The 18,628-nt window shown below is 30.7% G+C and carries 18 protein-coding genes and 1 pseudogene; 8 read left to right on the top strand and 11 right to left on the bottom strand.

The window, feature by feature from the left end:
* Positions 1-130 precede the first annotated feature (130 nt).
* From ACIQ06_RS15235 to ACIQ06_RS15225, 3 genes are all read right to left on the bottom strand, one after another.
* A complete protein-coding gene (locus ACIQ06_RS15235) occupies positions 131-1,036 on the bottom strand; it encodes a hypothetical protein (RefSeq protein ID WP_396147778.1) in 906 nt (301 codons plus the stop codon).
* 115 nt (positions 1,037-1,151) lie between these two features.
* Positions 1,152-2,999: a M56 family metallopeptidase gene (locus ACIQ06_RS15230; protein ID WP_396147777.1), complete on the bottom strand. Its 1,848-nt coding sequence runs from the start codon at positions 2,997-2,999 to the stop codon at positions 1,152-1,154.
* Positions 3,000-3,050: 51 nt separating this feature from the next.
* Positions 3,051-3,410 (bottom strand): BlaI/MecI/CopY family transcriptional regulator, encoded by a 360-nt coding sequence (locus ACIQ06_RS15225; protein ID WP_298119118.1) that lies wholly within the window; start codon positions 3,408-3,410, stop codon positions 3,051-3,053.
* A gap of 199 nt (positions 3,411-3,609) precedes the next feature.
* Here ACIQ06_RS15225 and ACIQ06_RS15220 point away from each other — a divergent pair, with 199 nt between their 5' ends.
* On the top strand, positions 3,610-4,164 hold the full coding sequence (locus ACIQ06_RS15220; RefSeq protein ID WP_396147776.1) for a hypothetical protein: 555 nt from the start codon (positions 3,610-3,612) through the stop codon (positions 4,162-4,164).
* A 5-nt stretch (positions 4,165-4,169) separates the two neighbouring features.
* On the opposite strand, the gene ACIQ06_RS15215 is transcribed toward ACIQ06_RS15220, so the two are convergent.
* Positions 4,170-4,718 carry a hypothetical protein gene (locus ACIQ06_RS15215; RefSeq protein ID WP_396147775.1) on the bottom strand — a complete coding sequence of 183 codons (549 nt, stop codon included), beginning with the start codon at positions 4,716-4,718 and terminating at the stop codon, positions 4,170-4,172.
* A 10-nt stretch (positions 4,719-4,728) separates the two neighbouring features.
* Complete coding sequence (locus ACIQ06_RS15210) at positions 4,729-5,961, bottom strand: MDR family MFS transporter (protein WP_396147773.1); 1,233 nt, start codon at positions 5,959-5,961, stop codon at positions 4,729-4,731.
* A gap of 94 nt (positions 5,962-6,055) precedes the next feature.
* On the opposite strand from ACIQ06_RS15210, the gene ACIQ06_RS15205 reads away from it, so the two are divergent.
* The 4 genes from ACIQ06_RS15205 to ACIQ06_RS15190 all read left to right on the top strand — a co-directional run bounded on the left by ACIQ06_RS15205 (position 6,056) and on the right by ACIQ06_RS15190 (position 8,779).
* The gene (locus ACIQ06_RS15205) at positions 6,056-6,655 is read left to right on the top strand and encodes a DUF1684 domain-containing protein (RefSeq protein ID WP_396147772.1); all 600 of its coding nucleotides are present in this window, start codon (positions 6,056-6,058) and stop codon (positions 6,653-6,655) included.
* The gene (locus ACIQ06_RS15200) at positions 6,655-7,308 is read left to right on the top strand and encodes a TatD family hydrolase (protein ID WP_396147771.1); all 654 of its coding nucleotides are present in this window, start codon (positions 6,655-6,657) and stop codon (positions 7,306-7,308) included. The genes ACIQ06_RS15205 and ACIQ06_RS15200 overlap by 1 nt, the downstream gene beginning before the upstream one ends.
* A 21-nt stretch (positions 7,309-7,329) precedes the next feature.
* The gene (locus ACIQ06_RS15195) at positions 7,330-8,049 is read left to right on the top strand and encodes a ThiF family adenylyltransferase (RefSeq protein ID WP_396147769.1); all 720 of its coding nucleotides are present in this window, start codon (positions 7,330-7,332) and stop codon (positions 8,047-8,049) included.
* A gap of 70 nt (positions 8,050-8,119) precedes the next feature.
* Positions 8,120-8,779 (top strand): HAD family hydrolase, encoded by a 660-nt coding sequence (locus tag ACIQ06_RS15190; RefSeq protein WP_396147768.1) that lies wholly within the window; start codon positions 8,120-8,122, stop codon positions 8,777-8,779.
* Positions 8,780-8,800: 21 nt separating this feature from the next.
* Here ACIQ06_RS15190 and ACIQ06_RS15185 read toward each other — a convergent pair whose 3' ends face one another.
* The 3 genes from ACIQ06_RS15185 to ACIQ06_RS15175 form a co-directional block, all read right to left on the bottom strand.
* Positions 8,801-10,087 (bottom strand): cryptochrome/photolyase family protein, encoded by a 1,287-nt coding sequence (locus ACIQ06_RS15185; protein WP_396147767.1) that lies wholly within the window; start codon positions 10,085-10,087, stop codon positions 8,801-8,803.
* Positions 10,088-10,171: 84 nt separating this feature from the next.
* Entirely contained in the window at positions 10,172-10,870 is a 699-nt protein-coding gene (locus ACIQ06_RS15180) for an SDR family NAD(P)-dependent oxidoreductase (protein WP_396147766.1), read from the bottom strand.
* Positions 10,871-10,897: 27 nt separating this feature from the next.
* The gene (locus ACIQ06_RS15175; protein ID WP_396147765.1) at positions 10,898-11,377 is read right to left on the bottom strand and encodes a cell division inhibitor; all 480 of its coding nucleotides are present in this window, start codon (positions 11,375-11,377) and stop codon (positions 10,898-10,900) included.
* 146 nt (positions 11,378-11,523) lie between these two features.
* On the opposite strand from ACIQ06_RS15175, the gene ACIQ06_RS15170 reads away from it, so the two are divergent.
* The 3 genes from ACIQ06_RS15170 (at position 11,524) to ACIQ06_RS15160 (ending at position 13,738) form a co-directional block, all read left to right on the top strand.
* The gene (locus ACIQ06_RS15170) at positions 11,524-12,378 is read left to right on the top strand and encodes a DUF2911 domain-containing protein (RefSeq protein WP_396147764.1); all 855 of its coding nucleotides are present in this window, start codon (positions 11,524-11,526) and stop codon (positions 12,376-12,378) included.
* Positions 12,379-12,455: 77 nt separating this feature from the next.
* Positions 12,456-12,983 (top strand): hypothetical protein, encoded by a 528-nt coding sequence (locus tag ACIQ06_RS15165; RefSeq protein ID WP_396147763.1) that lies wholly within the window; start codon positions 12,456-12,458, stop codon positions 12,981-12,983.
* On the top strand, positions 12,983-13,738 hold the full coding sequence (locus ACIQ06_RS15160; RefSeq protein ID WP_396147762.1) for an IS3 family transposase: 756 nt from the start codon (positions 12,983-12,985) through the stop codon (positions 13,736-13,738). Before ACIQ06_RS15165 ends, ACIQ06_RS15160 begins: the two co-directional genes overlap by 1 nt.
* Here ACIQ06_RS15160 and ACIQ06_RS15155 read toward each other — a convergent pair.
* The 3 genes and pseudogenes from ACIQ06_RS15155 to ACIQ06_RS15145 form a co-directional block, all read right to left on the bottom strand.
* Positions 13,727-15,428 (bottom strand): annotated as a pseudogene (locus tag ACIQ06_RS15155) (sodium:solute symporter). The gene ACIQ06_RS15160 and the pseudogene ACIQ06_RS15155 overlap by 12 nt on opposite strands.
* Before the next feature lie 111 nt (positions 15,429-15,539).
* A complete protein-coding gene (locus tag ACIQ06_RS15150) occupies positions 15,540-18,011 on the bottom strand; it encodes a PIG-L family deacetylase (RefSeq protein WP_396147761.1) in 2,472 nt (823 codons plus the stop codon).
* A gap of 132 nt (positions 18,012-18,143) precedes the next feature.
* A complete protein-coding gene (locus tag ACIQ06_RS15145) occupies positions 18,144-18,575 on the bottom strand; it encodes a hypothetical protein (protein WP_396147760.1) in 432 nt (143 codons plus the stop codon).
* Positions 18,576-18,628 lie beyond the last annotated feature (53 nt).

Below are 18,628 nucleotides of genomic sequence, written 5' to 3'. Positions count from 1 at the left end.
AACTCTATAATTACAGCTAAATATACAAAAAAAAGAGCAGAAAAACTAAGTTTTCTACTCCTTAAATTATTATACTTATTACTTAAAGGACTTTTTCAGTGCCCTCCAATTACGAATGGTCTTTTTTTATTTATGCTTTCTTTGTCTTAGTTGCCGTTTTAGATTTCTCTAATTCTTTTCTGGCTTTTTCTAGTTCATCTTTGGCTTTGATCATTTCCTCTTTGGCTTTTAGCATTTCTTCTTTGGTATTGTCTAAATCTTTTGAGGAACCACCAAACGAAGATTTCATTTCCTCCATTTGTTTTTTGAAGTTTTCTAATCCTTCTGCATTTCTGAAATCAAATTGCTTTTCACCCAAGTTGGTTCCTGGAGTTCCTGAGAATTCTATTTTTGAATTTTTTCTAATTTCTTCAATTTCTTCTGGAGTATAATCATCACCACCTTCAACAACTTCACCATTTCTAAATACTAGAGGCTTTTTACCATCCTTCTGAATCATAATTCTAGTCTCACTATCTCCAAAATTCGGATTTTCAGGAAAACTAAAACTATAAGATTGTGAACTTTTGTCTCCTCCAAAGTTGAAACGTTTCATAATGTCATCTGCACCTGCAAAACCTCCCATCATAGGGTTTCCGGCAAAGAAGTCATTTCCGTTTGAAGGTTCACCAAATCCAACAGTATCTCCTTGTTTAAAGAATTTGATGGTTGCAATTGGGTTGGCGTTGTCCAATTCCATTTTGCCTTTATTTCCTTTTCTATCAGAATATTCTACTTTAATAGCAGTAATTTCTTCCTTACTGTTTCGTTTTACACCTGAATATTTAATAGTAATACCATTTTCAGCCAGAGCTTTAATGTCGTCTTTCATTTCGCTTTCAGGCGTATTCTTGTTCCAAGTCATTACAATGTCATCACTATTGGCTTGATTGTTCCAAGTAAACGGATTTTGTTGTGCCAAAGCCACATTCTGATTAAAAAGAAACGCAACTACAGCAGGAAGTACAAAAGCAAAGTTTCTAAATTGTGTTCTCATAAGTTTGTTATTGATTTATTGATTGATAAAATTCTAAAACAAATTTATAAAGTTGTCTACTTCAACGGATATAGATTTACAATTTTTTAACTTTTTTAAGTAAGATTTGGGAAATTTATTTTTTGTAAATGATTACGTCATCACCTTCTTTAATTCCGAAATCCCAATTTGGATTATTTGTATTATCAACAAACATTATTATTGATTTTATTGGATTTGTTCTATCAATATTTAGTTTTTGAACTCTTCCATCTTTGGATTTCATTATAATATTTATTGCAATTATTTTGTTGTTTTTGTTTCTTTTAATATTTGAAACTTCGGTAGTAATGTTTTGCTCTTTGAATTGATCTAACATTGAATACCAACCTTTATCAGGATCATTGGAGTCTAATTGAACATCAAGAGCAATTATTTTTTCATTATCTGAGGTTTTACTAGTTTTGTTTTCTTCTTCAACTTTTGTTTCTTCATCAAATAAAATTCCAACAGTCGGGCTTTTAGTTGTTGTTACTTCATAATAATATTTCTTAAGATTTGCTTTTTGATTGTATTTTTTTTCAAACTCAGATGGTGTTATTTCTTTCATTTCTCCAATCTCTTCATCCATAGGTAATTTGACTTTTTCAGTTTTACCATTGATTTTTCCATTAATGATTAAAACGACATCTTTTCCATTTTTCTTCATATCATCCATCCACCAAAAGTTCTCTTTTGGTTCATTTTCCTCGATTAGAATGGCTTCTACAGTTTTGGATTCAATATCTTCAAACCCATATGCCAAATCATCATCTTCATCACTATTGATGTAAATTTTAATATTATTGATTCCTTTATCCGATTTACGCTCCATTACACGATTGTACGTTTTACCAAAATCAAATTCTAATTTAATTGCTATAATTTCATCATTACCATTTCGTTTTACGTTTGAAATTGTAAGTTTTTGCTTTTCATCTGAAAACATTTTTTCAAAAGCTTTAATTTCTTGGTCAGTAGTGTTTTTTGTTAGTATGGAAGAATACTTTGAAGAAACAGCATACTTATACTCAGGAACTTCTTTAGTTTTGTTTTCTTTTGTTTGAGCTACTGTTTTAATTTGAAATAAAAATACGAAAGCAATAATTACAGGAAGAATTAATGTGTACTTCCAAATACTTTTTTTGTTGGATTGATTTTTGTTTAACATAACGATTCGTTTTTTGATTAATGATTGATAAAAATGATTGGTGATGGGTAAGCAGTTTTGATGAGAAACTACCTTTAAAAGTGCCATTTGATAACACTTTTTGTCTTCTATATTTTGTATTGCTTTGCTATCGGCAATGTATTCTAAATTCTGAATGATGGCTTTTTGATAGAACCATATTAATGGATTGAACCAAAAGACAATGGTGAATAATTTTGCCACCAAAACATCAATGGAATGTTTTTCTTGGCTGTGAATTTTCTCATGCAATAAGATACTTTCTAATTCTTCTTGCGAGTAAAGACTTGAATTAAACACGATATAATTAAAGAATGAGAAAGGCGCTATATCTTGATTTATATTGACATAAGATAAGTCTTCTTGCTTCTGAATCGTTTGCTTTCTCAACAGTTTGGCAAGAGAAAACAAATCAATAATAACTTTAATAATTAAGATTGCTGCAACAATGCCGTAGACAATAAACAAGATTTGAAGCCAATCAATACTTTCCGTAGTAATTGGTGTTGCTTTGTCAATAATTATAGGTAAATCATTGTTTTCAGGAGAAATTGGCAAAGTAATTTTCGGACTTTCAACGTAAACAATTTTCTTAATGAAAAATAAAGGCAATAGGATGGAAGTAGCCAAACCTGAAAGTAAAAACCAACGATTGCTAGTAAAGAACGTTTCTTTTCGCAACAAAAAATGATAAGCAAGAAAGAAGGTAGCCAACAATCCGCTTGATTTTAATAAGTAAGTTACAATTTCTTCCATGGTTTTACTTTTTTAATTTCGTACTTCGTATTTTGTACTTCGTACTTTGAACTATTTTCTTTTCTCTATAATCTCCAAAATCTCACGTAATTCGTCAGCCGAAATTTTTTCTTCTTCAGCAAAAAATGAAACCATATTTTTATAGGAATTATTAAAATAGTTTTCAATTGCCGTATTCATAAATTCTTTACGATAGTCTTCTAAAGCAATAATTGGGAAATATTGGTGTGTGTTTCCATAAGCATTGTGACTTACATATCCTTTGTCTTCCAAATTTCTGATGATGGTAGAAAGTGTGTTGTAATGAGGTTGTTCGTCAGTTATTTCCGCCATAACTTCTTTTACAAAAGCTTTTTTTAGCTTCCATAAAATGTGCATGATTTCTTCTTCTTTATTAGTTAACTTTTGCATGATGTTTATTTTTACAAGACAAACATATAACTATATTTTTAGTTACACAACTATTTTTTTAGTTAATTAACTAAATTTAACGTTTGCTGTTTGCAACACAGATTTAGAAAATAAAAAAAATGATTAAATAATCAGTAATAATCCGTTGAATCAGTGGCAAAAAAAATATAGTACTTTTGCGCAAACAAGAATTTAATTCATGCCAATTAAAACGTATAATAAAACCAATTTTCACAAATACACTTTTTGTATTTTCAAAGAAGTCGATGTTGATGCAATTAAAGATTTGAAATTAAATTACAAAAGCAAATCGGGTAGTTGTTATTATTTTGTAGAAAGTGGAGTCTATCGTTTATCCAATCATTGGAGTAGAGTAGCCAATTGCAAATGGAGATTGATTAAAAAATCCAATGTTCAAATTCCAAATTCCAATAGAACCAAACTCGGTTACGCTAATTGGTCTGATTTTTATTCCGATAATGATCTAGATAAGATTTACTTTCTTGAAGCCGATTATGAGTATAAAACGGTCAACTTTTATCATAAACAAAGTTCAAATTATTCTTCAAACAAAGTTTTAAGATCATCTTCAGAAACAACAAAATTAATTAAGCAAATCCGCACTTTATTTGAAGAAACCGCTTGGGCAAAATATTTAAACGAAGATAATATTGACATTTTGAGAAAAGGAATAATTGAGGAAATGATTACAACAAATCAAACTTTTCAAGAAATAAGAAGAAAGTTTTTGTAATTATTTTAATTCTTAATTTTTAATTTTTCTATAATATTCCCAATAAATAAAGCTGCAATTCCTAATAAAAATCCTTTTCCAAAAATAATTAATTCTCCATCAAAAGGTAAAAAGGCATTTCGATCACCTTCATAATCTCGGTGAATAGAGGTTAAATGAATTACAAAGGATTCAAATAGCCAACCCAAATTCATAAATAAAGCAATGAAAAAGACAAGGTATAACTTACTTCTAAATTTCTTAAATAATAGAAGCAATGGAAGAAATGAATGTGCAAGAAGCATTAAAATATAGGTCAATTTGTAAATTCCTGTAGCTCGATTTATAAAAGAAGCATACAGTTCAGAATCTACTTTAACTACTGAAATTAGAAAAAGGTAAATAATTGATAAAAAGCAATAAAAAACCATCAAATAGCTTACTATTTCAAGAGCAGTTCCTGTTTTAATTGACTTTAAAAACTTTCTAACAATAATTATCAAAAGAACACTAACGAAAATTCCATCAATAAAATGGTCATCTATAAAAGAAAGTAGTTCTATAAATAGTTCCATTTTTTAATTACTAATTCTTAATGGTTAACTTCTCTTCAGCAACCAATCGCATCACCCAATATCCAGCAGCTGTTCCGATTAATCCTAGAATTCCCATGAACAGCCAATTCATTTGGTAACCATAATTATCAATGATTCCCATTCCGATTTTGGCACTCAAAATGTGAGCCGCACTGAAACTCATGGTGAAAATTGCCATATAACGACCTTCATGACCTTTTGGAGCACGACTTAAAGCAAACGAATTAGAAAATGGAAACGAAAACATTTCGGCAAAAGTCATGAATAACATCATTACAATTAAAATTCCTGCCCAAAAGTTTATTAGCATCAGAAACAAGCTTATCGCCATAAAAAAGCAACCAATAGATACGATTTTAACTTTATCTAATTTATTTCGTTCAATGTAGCTTACTATAGGCATTTCCATAAAGAAAACTAGAACACCATTCAAGGTTAGCAACAAACCTGTTTGAAGTTCGGTTAGATTGAATTGTTCTTTGTGGTAAAGCGGAATTGTGGTAAACAATTGAAAGAATAAAACTCCGGTTATCACACACATAAACAAGAAAACCCAAAACGGTTTGTCTTTAAAAACGGATTCTCTATTGGCTTCTAAAAGTGCTTTAGTTTCTTTCGATTCGGCAGGTTTTTTCTTTTCCTTTACTAAAATCCAAAAAATTAAAATAGCAATGATACATGTTGCGCCATCAGCCCAAAATAATCCTTTGTATCCAATAGACATTATAATTAATCCACCTAAAGCAGGTCCGGCTGCAAAGCCAAGATTTATCGCTAATCTAACTAACGTCAAGGCACGAGTTCTGTTTTCGGGTTTGGCATAAGCTCCTAGTGAAACAAACATGGCAGGACGAAACATATCGGCAACCACCATAATCAAGAAAATGGCTATACACAATGCAGTGTAATCAGTAATATATTGCAATCCGAAGAACATCATTCCGCTAACTAGTAAGCTAAATATCATTATTTTGTAGAAACCAATTTTGTCAGATAATTTTCCGCCTAGCCACGAACCTGCCATCGAACCCACGCCAAACCAAAACAAAATATTTCCAATTTGTAAATAAGAAAAACCTAAATCCTCTTTCAAATATTTTGACAAAAATGGCAACACCATTGTACCTGCACGATTGATAAAAGTAATCAAAGTAAGTATCCAAACCTCTCTTGAAAAACCTCTAAAGTTGTCGATATATTTGCGGAAAGCGTTTTTAAACATGAATCATTCGTTATTTTACAAAGGTATAAAACTTTGTGGCTTTGCGCCTTTGTGGTATAACATCTTTTGAACTATTTTTGTAAAAATTATTCTGATGCAAAAGTTATTCACTTTCCTTCTTATTTCTTGTTTTTTAGTATCAAGCGCACAAGATAAAACAGCTGAAACTTCTAAAGAATTTCAAGAAAATCTTAATTTGGACTATGCCGATAAAGAGAAAAGTCCTTTAACAAAAGAAGATTTGAAAAGTTTCAAGTCTTTAGATTTTTTTCCAATTAGCGATAAATATATAGTTGAGGCAACTTTTCTTAGAACTAAGAAAGAGAAAGTTTTTAAGATGAAAACATCTACCGATAGACTTCCGGAATATGTAAAATATGGAGAGTTGAGTTTTACTATTGATGGTGTTGCTTGCAAATTGAATGTGTATCAAAATATAGAGTTGATTAAAAAACCAGGTTTTGATGATTATTTATTTCTACCATTTTCCGATTTGACTTCGGGAAAAGAGAGCTACATTGGTGGTCGTTATGTAGATTTAAGAATTCAAAAAGGCAAACTTTGGACGATTGATTTCAATAAAGCTTACAATCCTTATTGTGCTTATAATCATAAATATTCATGTCCGATTGTTCCTTTGGAAAATGATTTGAATGTCGAGATTTTGGCAGGAGTTAAGAAGTTTCATGACTAATGAAGTATTTCAATTTACATACGCACAAATTCACAAATTCATCTGATATTTTAGAATTGGTCAATCAATATCCTTGGGAATTTGACGCCACCATTCCAAACTATTCTATCGGAATTCATCCTTGGTATATTGATGCAAATAGGTTAGATAATGATTTAAAAGTTATTGAAGAAAAACTTCAATTGAGCGAATGTTTAGCTCTTGGTGAATGCGGATTAGACAAGCGAATTGAAATTCCGTTAGCATTACAAATTGAGGTTTTTGAAAAGCAAATTGCCTTAGCGGAAAAATATCAAAAACCATTAGTTTTGCACTTAGTTGCAGCTTTTGATGAATTGATTGAAATTAAAAAGCGATTGAAAATAAAAGTTCCAATCATAATTCACGGATTTTCTAAGAATGAACAAGTTGCAAAGCAATTGATAGACAACGGATTTTATCTTTCTTTTGGGAAATATTTACTTCGTAATCCTGAATTGGAAACCGTTTTTAAATCCGTTCCAAATGATAGATTTTTCCTTGAAACAGATACTATTGAAGAAACTCTAGAAGAAGTTTATATTTTAGCAGCAAAATACAAAAACATAAAAATTGAAGATTTGATTGAACTAGTAAATACAAATTTTAGTACTGTTTTCAAATCTAAAATCTAATATCAAAAATCTAATATTAAAATGGCAAAGTGGCAAGAAAGAGCAGAATTACTATTCAAACCAGAAGGTATAAATAATTTAAAAAACGCTAATGTTCTAGTTGTGGGACTTGGCGGAGTTGGTTCGTTTGCAGCCGAGTTTTTGGCTCGTGCAGGCGTTGGAAAAATGACAATCGTTGATGGCGATGTTGTTGATATAACTAATATTAATAGACAATTACCAGCCTTACATTCAACTGTTGGTTTGCCTAAAGTAGAATTAATGGAATCAAGATTATTGGATATTAATCCTGAATTGCAATTAACGTCTATAAAAGAGTTCTTATCTCCAGAAAGAGCAACAGAAATAGTAACTCCTGACTTTGATTATGTTCTCGATTGTATCGACAGTATTACTCCAAAATTGAATATGATTGTTTCTGCAAAACGAAAAGGTGTAAAAGTAATTAGTAATATGGGTGCTGGTGGAAAATATGAAGCTTCAAAAGTAAGAGTCACTGATATTAGTAAAACAAATTATTGTCCATTAGCAAAAGTAGTTCGTAAGCGACTAAAAAAAGAAGGAATTTCGAAAGGTATAAAAGTAGTTTATTCTTATGAATGTCCAGATGAAAGTAGTTTGAAGATGACAGATGGAACTAATTTTAAAAAATCCTTTTATGGAACAAACAGTTGGATGCCATGTCTTTTTGGACTTCATGCTGCCGAAACAGTTGTGAAGTATTTAATAAAAAAAGAGTAATTAGTGATAAGTGATTAGTAATTAGTTTTAAAAAGACTTAGCGTCTTAGCGCCTTTGTGGCAAATACAAAATGATAAAAACAGTAATTTTCGATATGGATGGCGTAATTGTAGACACAGAACCTGTGCATCATTATGCTTATAACGAACACTTTAAGAAATTAAATATAGAAATCACACCTGAAATCTATGCATCCTTTACAGGGAATTCTACTAAGAATATTTTTGAAAAGTTGAAAGCACATTTTAATTTGGAGCAAGATGTTCAAACACTTGTAGAAACCAAACGCAATTTATTCAATGATGCTTTCGATAAAAAGGAAGATTTATATTTATTAGATGGAGTGGAGGATTTAATAAAAGAATTGCATCAAAATGGTATGCAATTGGTTTTAGCTTCTTCATCGGCTAAAGTTACTATAAATAGGATTTTTAATCGATTTGGTTTACATCAATACTTTACTCATATTGTATCTGGAGAAGATTTTCCAAAGTCCAAACCACATCCTGCCATATTTGAACATGCTGCTTTTTTATCAGAAACTCCAAGAGAAAATTGTATTGTGATTGAAGACAGTACCAACGGAATTTTAGCTTCAAAAGCTGCTGGAATTTATTGTATTGGTTACGATAGTGTCAACTCAAAAATGCAAGATTATTCTAAAGCCGATGAAGTGATTAGTCATTTTAGTGAGTTGAGTTTTGAGAGGATTAAAATGATTTCAATTTAGAATTCATTATTAGATAAAATGCTAACCTACAGCATCTTTATAAACTCTCAGACATCTTTCTCTAGCTTCTTTATGATCTACAATTGGACTCGGATAATACTGAGTTTCTAATTCAGGAATCCATTTTTTGATGTACTTTAAGTCTTTATCAAATTTTTTGATTTGCTCTGTTGGATTGAAAATTCTAAAATACGGTGCAGCATCAACACCACTTCCAGCTGCCCATTGCCAATTACCAACATTACTTGCTTGTTCGTAATCTAAAAGTTTTGTTGCAAAATAGGTTTCGCCCCAACGCCAATCGATTAATAAATGTTTGCATAGAAAACTAGCCACAATCATTCTCACACGATTGTGCATGTGACCTGTTGCGTTTAACTCGCGCATTCCTGCATCTACAAAAGGATAACCAGTTTTTCCATCGCACCATTTTTTAAATAAATCTTCGTTATTATCCCATTTAATAGCATCATATTTTGGTCGAAAACTTGATTTATTAGTGTGTGGAAAATGCCATAGAATTTGCATGAAAAATTCTCTCCAAATCAATTCTTTTAGAAAGGTTTCGTTTTTACTTAGCAAAGCTTTAGTAACCATTTTTCTTATAGAAACTGCTCCAAATCGGAGATAAATTCCTAAATATGAGGTTTTATTTAATGCAGGAAAATTGCGTGTTGCTTCGTAATTATCGATTAAGTTATTTGAAATATCGAAAGAAGAAACTTTTATAGATGAAGCTTCAAAACCAATGTCAGCTAAACTCCAAAAAGGATAGGAGTGAAGTGTAATTTTACCTAAAAAATCTTCTGAATTGTAATTGATTAATTGGATTTTTTTGAAGTTTTCTTTCCACTTATTCGAATATGGCGTGTAAACTACATAAGGAGTTCCGTCATCTTTTACAACTTCGCTTTTTTCAAAAATAACTTGGTCTTTGCTAGTTTTGAAGTCGATATTATGTTCTTTAAAAAGATGATACAAATCTAAGTCACGTTTGCGAGCATAAGGTTCGTAATCATGATTGGTATAAACTGATTTTATTGTGTTTTCAGAAATCAACTTTTGATATACTTCCAATGGAGTTCCATGAAAAACTGCTAACGATTTGCCGATTTCTTTCAGTTGGCTTTGGATTTTTTCTAACTGCTGATGAATAAAAGTTACACGAGCATCGTCTTTTGGAAGTTGTGAAAGTATGGCTTCATCAAATATGAAAATAGGAAGTACTTCTTCACCACTATTTAAAGCATGAAAAAGTCCAACGTTATCGTCTAATCGTAAATCTCTTCTAAACCAGAATATGTTCATTTAATTTTGTTTAAAGTGGTTTAATATTGTTTAAAAGTTGTTTAATTTGTTTAAACTCTCAAACAAAATTAAACTTTTAAACTATTAACCATTTACTAATAAAGTTGACATTCCACCATCTACATGGAAGATTTGTCCGGAAATCCAACTGCTTTTTTCACTTAATAAAAAACTTGCCATTTGAGCCATATCTTCAGAGGTTCCAACTCTTTTTAAAGGATGACGTTGTGCTGATTTTTCTTTTTTATCATCGTTACTCAAAAACTTTTCTGCCAATGGAGTATCCGTTAATGATGGAGCAATTACGTTGACTCTAATTTTTGGAGCATATTCTGCTGCTAATGCTTTTGCAAATCCTTCTATGGCACCTTTTGCCGCAGCTACACTAGTGTGAAAAGGCATTCCCATACTTGCAGCAACTGAACTAAAAAGCACAATACTAGATTGATTGGAAGCAGTTAAATTTGGTAAAACAGTTTGAATAACTTTCACCAAACTTATAAAATTTATTTGTAAATCTTGTTCAAATGCTTCAGGTTTTAAACCACGAAACGGACGTAAATTAATGCTTCCAGGACAATATACTAAACCATCAATTACTTCTGGTAGTTTAGAGGTGTCTAAAGTATCAGTTGTAGCATCAAATGGAATGTGCGTCACATGCATTTCTGCTATTTCTGCATTGGTTCTTGAAGCTACAAAAACCTTATTTTCATATTGTAATTCTTTTGCTATGGCTAATCCAATTCCATAGGAACCGCCAATTAGTAGAATATTTTTCATAATTATAATTTTGGAATTTGGAATTTATTATTTGGAATTTACACTGTCAAATTCTCCGAACATTTCAATTAATTTTTTTCTTCTGTATTCAAATATTTCATCAAGCTTTGGTTTAACCAAAAAGGGATGAACAAGTTGACCCAAAATTCCCATTGGAACTTTATAATCAACAATATCTTCCATTTCAACACCACCAGGAATTTCTTTTATAAAATGTTTGTGATGCCATAATGCATAAGGACCAAAACGTTGTTCATCTACAAAATACTGTTTGTCTACGACATGAGTAATTTCGGTTACCCATTTTGCAGGAATTCCTAAAACAGGTGTTACAATATATTGAATAATTTGCCCTGGAAACATTGGTCTGTCAGCACCAGAAAGGATTTTAAAACCCATATATTCAGGAGTTATTTTCTGTAAATTTTTTGGATCTGATAAAAGTGCCCAAGCTTCATCAATTGAAATAGGAAGATTTTGTTTGGTATGTAATCTGTAAATTTTCATCTAAATTGTACTTTTTAATTCGTTGTAAAGGTAATAAATGTTTAACTATTTAAAATATTTGTTAAACAAAAAATAACATCATTTAAGTTTAAATTAACATTTGAAGCCGATACAATTTGTAATTTTGGAACTCTAAAACAAATAACATGAAAAAAATATTTCTTTTATTGGCAATTGCGATTGCTAATTTTGCTGTAGAAGCTCAGGTGAAAACACCACAACCAAGTCCTAAATCTGTTTTAAATCAAGTAGTTGGTCTTACAGATGTAACTGTAGAATATTCTCGTCCAAGTGCAAAAGGAAGAGTAGTATTTGGTGATTTAGTTCCTTTTGGAAAATTATGGAGAACAGGTGCGAATGCTAATTCAACAGTTTCTTTTAGTGAAGATGTAGTTATAAATGGAACAACCGTAAAAAAAGGGAAGTATGCTATTTTCACTTTACCAAAAGCTGATATGTGGGAAATCATCCTTTATACAACTACAGATAATTGGGGTTTACCTGAAAATTATGATGTAAATAAAGTGGCAGTAAGTTTAAATGTTGACCCAGTTGTATTGAACAATAATGTTGAAACTTTTACAATTGGAATTAATAATTTAACCAATGATAGCGCAACTTTAGACATTTCATGGGAAAAAACTATGGTTTCAATGAAATTTGAAGTACCAACTCAAAAAGCGGCAATGGCAAGTATTGCTAAAGTTTTGGCAGGACCAACGGCTGGAGATTACTTTTCATCAGCTCAATACTACTACCAATCTAATGGTGATTTGAATAAAGCTTTAGAATATGTAAACAAAGCTGTATCTATGGTAAAACCAGGTGATGATGCTCCATATTGGCACTTACGTTTGAAATCATTAATTCAAGGAAAACTTGGTGATAAAAAAGGTGCTATTGAAACAGCAAAATTATCATTAGCTGGTGCTGAAAAAGACGGAAATGGTGATTACGTTAAAATGAATAACGACAGTATAAAAGAATGGAGTAAAAAATAATTTACTTTTAATATTTAAAAAAACGTCCCAAGAATGAACATGCCCCAAAAAGTTAGACACTATTTGGGGCATTTTTTATGGAAAGAAAAGTTAAGTATGATTACGCATTTAAATTAGAATGTGTAGAACTAGTTTTAAAGAAACATTATTCAAGCGAACATGTTTCTAAGGTCAAAGGAATAAGTAAGTCAAATATTATTAAGTGGATTGATTTTTATAAAACATTTGGTAAAGTTGGACTTCTATCAAGAAAAAATCAGAGTTATTCAATTGAATTTAAGTTAAAAGTAATCAAAACCATAGAAAAGGAATCACTCTCTTTAAGAGCTACTATTTTAAGATTTAATATTCCTGATCAAGCCCTTATTGTAAAATGGAAAAGAGATTTTGCTATTTTTGGTGTTGACGGATTAAGACCAAAACAAAGAGGAAGACCAAAATCTATGAGTAATAATAAACGCAAAAAACGCAAATCTGACAAACCCTTAACTAGAGAAGAAGAACTTCTTTTAGAAAACGAATCGTTACGTTGTCAACTTGATATTCTAAAAAAGTTACATGCCTTAATTCAAGCAGAAGAGAGCACCAAAAAGCGCAAGCCATAATGGAGTTAAGGCAGAATTATGATTTAAAACTTCTTTTAAATCATACAAATATGGCACGAAGTAGCTTTTATTATCATCAAAAACAAAGTGAGTTACCAGACAAATATAAAGTGATTAAAGAGCTGATTAAATCTATTTATTATAAACATAAAGGTCGCTATGGATATAGACGAATAACAGATGAACTGCAAAACAAAGGAATAATTATCAACCACAAAACAGTTTTTAGATTAATGAAATTATTAGGATTAAAAAGTATTATTAGAATAAAAAAATACAAATCATACAAAGGCAAACAAGGTAAAATAGCTCCGAATGTTTTAGAAAGAAATTTTAAAGCTGAAGCTCCTAATCAGAAATGGGCAACAAATATAACTGAGTTTAATGTCGCAGGAAACAAATTGTATTTATCGCCAATTATGGACTTATTTAATCAAGAAATAATCAGCTATGAACTAGCAGAACGACCAGTGTTTAATCAAGTAATTATGATGCTGAAAAAGGCATTTAAAAAAATACCAAATAATACAAATCTAACTCTTCATTCAGATCAAGGTTGGCAATATCAAATGAAACAATATCAGATGCTATTAAAAGAAAAAGGAATTGTACAAAGTATGTCAAGAAAAGGAAATTGTTTAGATAATGCAATTGTTGAAAACTTCTTTGGAATACTTAAATCTGAAATGTTTTACACGCAAAAATTTAAATCAATAGAGCAGTCTAGAAATTGGGACGTTTTTTTATGTAGTTAATTCTGTACTAGTACTCTTTTCTTTGAGAATAACTTGTGAAAGCATAGACAGTAGAATTGTAAGCAAAGCACCAATAAAGTTTAGCCATAAGAAACTTACAACATCTAAATAGTATATGTAGAAAATTGTTAATTGGCTGACAACAGCACTCCAAAAAATAGCTCTTGCTTTGACAAATTTGATGTAAAATCCAACTAAAAATATTCCTAATACGGTACCATAAAAAATAGAACCTACTATGTTCACTAATTGGATTAAGTTTTCAAATAATGTTCCAATACAAGCAAAAAGTATTGCAACAACACCCCAAAGTAGTGTAAAATATTTAGTGGCATTTACATAGTGCTTTTCAGATTTTTCTCCTTTTACATTACGTTTGTACAAATCGATAGCAGTGGTTGAAGCCAATGCAGTTAGACCAGAAGCAGAAGAAGACATAGCTGCAGATAAAATTACAGCAAGTAATAATCCAATAAGTCCTTTTGGTAAATAATTTAGAATGAAATAGAGAAACACATAATCTTTATCATTAGTTTCTGCTTTTGGGTCGGCTTTTGCAATTAAGTCTTTGGCTTGGTCGCGTAGATCTTTCTCTTTTCCAGAAATTGCTACTAATTTGCTTCTCAAAATTGGGTTGTCATAATTTTGATTCAAGTGATCCATATAAAGAAGATTGTATTCCTTTTTCTCTTCTGTAAGTGCTTTTAGTTGGGTTTCTAAACCATGATATTGATTAGCATATTCTGATTTTTCAATTGCTATTTTATTAACTGGATTAAAGTTAAGTGGCACATCATTGAATTGGAAAAATACAAAAACCATAACTCCAGTAAGTAAAATAAAGAATTGCATTGGTACTTTTAGAAATCCGTTCATAATTAAACCTTTCTGACTTTCTCTATCTGATTTTCCAGATAAATAGCGTCCAACTTGTGATTGGTCGGTTCCAAAATAGGATAACATTAGAAAGAAACCTCCTGTAATTCCACTCCAAAAAGTATAACGAGTTTCTGGGTCAAATGAGAAATCTACAATATTCATTTTGTCATTAGCTCCAGCAATATGCATTGCATTACTAAAAGTCATTTCATTTGGTAACATATGTAAAATAAGATAGAATGTGATAAACATTCCGCTCATGATGACAAACATTTGTTGTTTTTGAGTAACGTTTACCGCTTTAGTTCCTCCAGAAAAAGTGTAGATGATTACTAAAATTCCAATGATAATATTTAGTAATGTTAGGTTCCAACCCAATAATGTTGATAGAATAATTGCTGGAGCATAAATGGTCAAACCAGTTCCTAAACCACGTTGAATAAGAAATAATATAGAAGCCAAGGAACGTGTTTTTAAATCGAATCGTTGTTATAAATATTTAAGCAGTAAATACTTTTAATCGATGGTAAATTGGTATAAATGTGAAACATATAACTACCATAGCAATAGGCAAACCGAAGTAGAATTGCACAAAACCCATTCCGTCATGATAGGCTTGACCTGGTGTTGATAAAAATGTAATGGCACTAGCTTGAGTTGCCATAACAGAAAGACCAACGGTCCACCAATTGGTTTGTTTATTTCCTAAAATATAATCTTCTACGTTTTTACTTCCTTTGGTTTTGTATACTCCATATATTACAATAAATAAGAGTGTAGCCGAAAGAATTATCCAATCTATCTTTTGCATATTACGAGAAGATTTGCATTAGCATGAAAAAAATAATGATATAAATGGCATTCATTACTAAAAGCCAAGTATAATTATTACTCCATTTATTATGTTTTTTTGGTTCCATAGTTATTTTCCGATTGCAATCATGTTAGCTAATAATCTAAACGCACCAGGAACGCCTTCTGGCAATTCTCTAAAGAAACTGATTCCTGTGTAAATGTAATTTCCTTTGCCATATTTTGCTACTAAAATAGCACCATCTTTAGCTTTTTCGCCTTTATCATTGGATGAAATTATTGGCGTAAAATTAACGTCCCATTCACTTGGATAATACAAACCTTGTTCTTGTTTCCAATCTTTAAAATCCTCTGTTGTAATCTTATTTGGTGTATTCAAAATAGGATGATTTGGGTTCAAAAATCGTACTTCTGCATTTTCTTCAGTAACTCTATCTCTTGAAATTTTTATAGAAAATGGAGCTATTTCTTTGGTAACCAAATCGTCAAGAGTATTATATTGCACAATCATCGTTTTACCATTTTTAACAAAATCAAAAAGGATGTTTTGTTTGAAACCAAGAGAATTAACTACATTGTAAGCTCTAATTCCAGTCATAACCACATCAAAATTCTGAAGTTTTTCTGTTGAAATTTCTTCGGGTTTTAGTACAACAACTTCATAACCCATTTGCATCAAACTTTTAGGAACTTCATCGCCTGCACCCATAATGTAAGCGATTTTTTCACCTTTAGTTTTGATGTTTAGTTTTATAGCTTTTGCTTCAGCAGGTTTTAAAACCATTTGTTTGTAAATGTGCGGATAATTGATGTCTATTTTTTCTTTATCATAAGTTTGTCCATCAATAGTGATGATGCTTTTTAAAGTTACATCTGATGCTTCTTTAGAAGGAGTTACATTGAAAACTGCTAATTGTTCTTCGCCTTTTTTAGTTAATGTAAATGGGATTGAAGATGGCGAAACTATCCAATTTTGTGGAACATCTAATTTTACCGAACCCGATATGTTTTCTTTACCAGCTTTTATTTTTACAACAACTGCTTTTTCTTTATTGTTCGGAAAAATATAAACTTTTTCTTGAATAGAGGATGTGGCAACTGGAACAATATCAAGTGGTTGATAGACTTCACCTTTTACATCATCATTGTATTTGTAAACTATATTTTTTTCAAATGGAATTGTAACTCCATTGATTTCAATTAAAAAAGTTTCAGAAATTCTAGAAATAACATCAGGTTTACCAATATTTCTTTGGTCATTAACAACATACATTCCTTCAGTTCCTTTTTCGTTTAAATAATATGGATTTGTGTATGGATCGTTGTTTTCCATTTCAACTTCAATATTGTTATTAACTACTTTATTAAATGGAAGCTCAATTTTTTTAGAACTATCGATACTAGAAATCCAATTCATTTTTACAGAACTTCTATTGATAACTTCTTGTTTTACTTTAGTTTTACTTCCTAAAGCAACTTCTTGAACATCTGCAACTGCTTCCAAATATAAACCTGCACAAGCAGCAATTATCTTTTTAATTTCTTCCGATTTTATAGTTTTCCAATGATTGTCTTCTAATTTTTGAATTAAATCATAGGCTTTTACCAATTCAGCAATACTTGCTTCAGGATTTTTAAAATCAAAATTCTTTTGTACGTTTTCTAAAATAGTTCCAATAGCATTTCCACCTTTTAAACGATTCCAAGTGGTGTCAATTCCTTCAAATAAATTGGTTTTATCATTCAATGATTCACCTTTTAGAAATTCTAAATATTCGTCTTCTTCGCCACGAGTTCCGGTATTTCCGAAACCTTGTGATTGATGACAACTTCTACTTAAAGCTGCAATTTCTTGATTGGATTTACCAAATTGTTCATAATAAACACCAATTTGCAATTTACTTAAATTGGTTTTGTCTGCTTTTTCAAATTTTTCTTTACTTCCATAAAACCACCATGAAGTATTGAAAAACACACGTTTTGGTTGCCAAGTAGCAACGTATTGCAATTGATTTGGAAAAACAGAGGCATCATTAGTTTTATCAAATGCTTCCAAACTCAACATTGCAGAAGCTGTATGATGACCATGAGTCGTTCCTGGTGAACGATGATCAAATCGATTGATAATTACATCGGGTTGGAATTTTCTAATTGCCCAAATTACGTCACTTAATACTTGTTCTTTATCCCAAATTTGTAAAGTTTCATCAGGAGTTTTAGAATAACCAAAATCGTTGGCACGTGAGAATAATTGTTCGCCACCATCTATTTTTCTTGCTTCAATAAGCTCTTGCGTTCTAATGACACCAAGTAATTCGCGTAGTTCAGGACCAATTAAGTTTTGTCCGCCATCTCCACGAGTTAAAGAAAGATATCCTGTACGAGCATTTTTTTCGTTTGATAAATAGGAAATTAAACGCGTATTTTCATCATCAGGATGCGCTGCTACATAGAGTACAGAACCTAAAAAGTTTAGTTTTTCAATTTGATGATAAATCTCTACAGCATTTGGTTTTTGAGGACGTTGTCCAAAAACAATAAAAGATGAAAGAAGGAATAGAAAAGAGTAATATTTCTGCATTGGATACTATTATTTTGCAATAGCATCAAATGTAGCAATAAATATAAAGTGAAGTTTTATTTTTTAAAAATTTGGAATTTCTTTAACAAAAAAAAAAAGCAACATAATGAAACATTGCTTTTGATTTGATTTCTAATCTTTTTTGTTTTTTTCCTTTTTAGGGTTCTTTTTTCCTTTTTCCTTTTTTTCCTTTTTCACAACATAAACTTTGGTTGAATGTGCTTTTTTGGGATATTTTATTTTATGATTTTTATGAAACTTATATGGCGAAGTTCCTCTGTAATCTGTTAAATAAATAATATTTCCACCTCTCAAATTATAATTTCTATATCTGTAGGGTAATGAAGTAGCACGTATCCATTTCCCATTTTTTATGTAAATAAACCGAGCAGATGGTACATCGTAATATGCATCAATATCAGGCAAATAATAATATTGAGTTTCAACTCTATTTGCTGGTGCCCACTCAGGAGGAGTTCCAAAAGTAATTTTTACTTCGGTTTGACCTTGAATAGTACTAGTTGCTATAAGTAGTAAACTAAAAATAAATAGTTTTAATTTCATCTAACTTATAGTAATAAAATTAGCAACAGAATAATGATAATTATAGCACCAAT

This window comes from Flavobacterium sp. (assembly GCF_044341265.1).
GTDB lineage: Bacteria > Bacteroidota > Bacteroidia > Flavobacteriales > Flavobacteriaceae > Flavobacterium.
Note: the sequence above shows the minus strand (reverse complement) of the source record. Positions and strands in the feature narration are given on the sequence as shown.

What these genes read in the sequence shown, in the direction of transcription:
- ACIQ06_RS15215 (WP_396147775.1), bottom strand. Translation starts at nt 4,718, where the DNA reads ATGGAACTATTTATAGAACTACTTTCTTTTATAGATGACCATTTTATT.
- ACIQ06_RS15190 (WP_396147768.1), top strand. Translation starts at nt 8,120, where the DNA reads ATGATAAAAACAGTAATTTTCGATATGGATGGCGTAATTGTAGACACA.
- ACIQ06_RS15235 (WP_396147778.1), bottom strand. Translation starts at nt 1,036, where the DNA reads ATGAGAACACAATTTAGAAACTTTGCTTTTGTACTTCCTGCTGTAGTT.
- ACIQ06_RS15160 (WP_396147762.1), top strand. Translation starts at nt 12,983, where the DNA reads ATGGAGTTAAGGCAGAATTATGATTTAAAACTTCTTTTAAATCATACA.
- ACIQ06_RS15220 (WP_396147776.1), top strand. Translation starts at nt 3,610, where the DNA reads ATGCCAATTAAAACGTATAATAAAACCAATTTTCACAAATACACTTTT.
- ACIQ06_RS15230 (WP_396147777.1), bottom strand. Translation starts at nt 2,999, where the DNA reads ATGGAAGAAATTGTAACTTACTTATTAAAATCAAGCGGATTGTTGGCT.
- ACIQ06_RS15210 (WP_396147773.1), bottom strand. Translation starts at nt 5,961, where the DNA reads ATGTTTAAAAACGCTTTCCGCAAATATATCGACAACTTTAGAGGTTTT.
- ACIQ06_RS15205 (WP_396147772.1), top strand. Translation starts at nt 6,056, where the DNA reads ATGCAAAAGTTATTCACTTTCCTTCTTATTTCTTGTTTTTTAGTATCA.
- ACIQ06_RS15200 (WP_396147771.1), top strand. Translation starts at nt 6,655, where the DNA reads ATGAAGTATTTCAATTTACATACGCACAAATTCACAAATTCATCTGAT.
- ACIQ06_RS15170 (WP_396147764.1), top strand. Translation starts at nt 11,524, where the DNA reads ATGAAAAAAATATTTCTTTTATTGGCAATTGCGATTGCTAATTTTGCT.
- ACIQ06_RS15195 (WP_396147769.1), top strand. Translation starts at nt 7,330, where the DNA reads ATGGCAAAGTGGCAAGAAAGAGCAGAATTACTATTCAAACCAGAAGGT.
- ACIQ06_RS15165 (WP_396147763.1), top strand. Translation starts at nt 12,456, where the DNA reads ATGGAAAGAAAAGTTAAGTATGATTACGCATTTAAATTAGAATGTGTA.
- ACIQ06_RS15175 (WP_396147765.1), bottom strand. Translation starts at nt 11,377, where the DNA reads ATGAAAATTTACAGATTACATACCAAACAAAATCTTCCTATTTCAATT.
- ACIQ06_RS15225 (WP_298119118.1), bottom strand. Translation starts at nt 3,410, where the DNA reads ATGCAAAAGTTAACTAATAAAGAAGAAGAAATCATGCACATTTTATGG.
- ACIQ06_RS15150 (WP_396147761.1), bottom strand. Translation starts at nt 18,011, where the DNA reads ATGCAGAAATATTACTCTTTTCTATTCCTTCTTTCATCTTTTATTGTT.
- ACIQ06_RS15145 (WP_396147760.1), bottom strand. Translation starts at nt 18,575, where the DNA reads ATGAAATTAAAACTATTTATTTTTAGTTTACTACTTATAGCAACTAGT.
- ACIQ06_RS15180 (WP_396147766.1), bottom strand. Translation starts at nt 10,870, where the DNA reads ATGAAAAATATTCTACTAATTGGCGGTTCCTATGGAATTGGATTAGCC.
- ACIQ06_RS15185 (WP_396147767.1), bottom strand. Translation starts at nt 10,087, where the DNA reads ATGAACATATTCTGGTTTAGAAGAGATTTACGATTAGACGATAACGTT.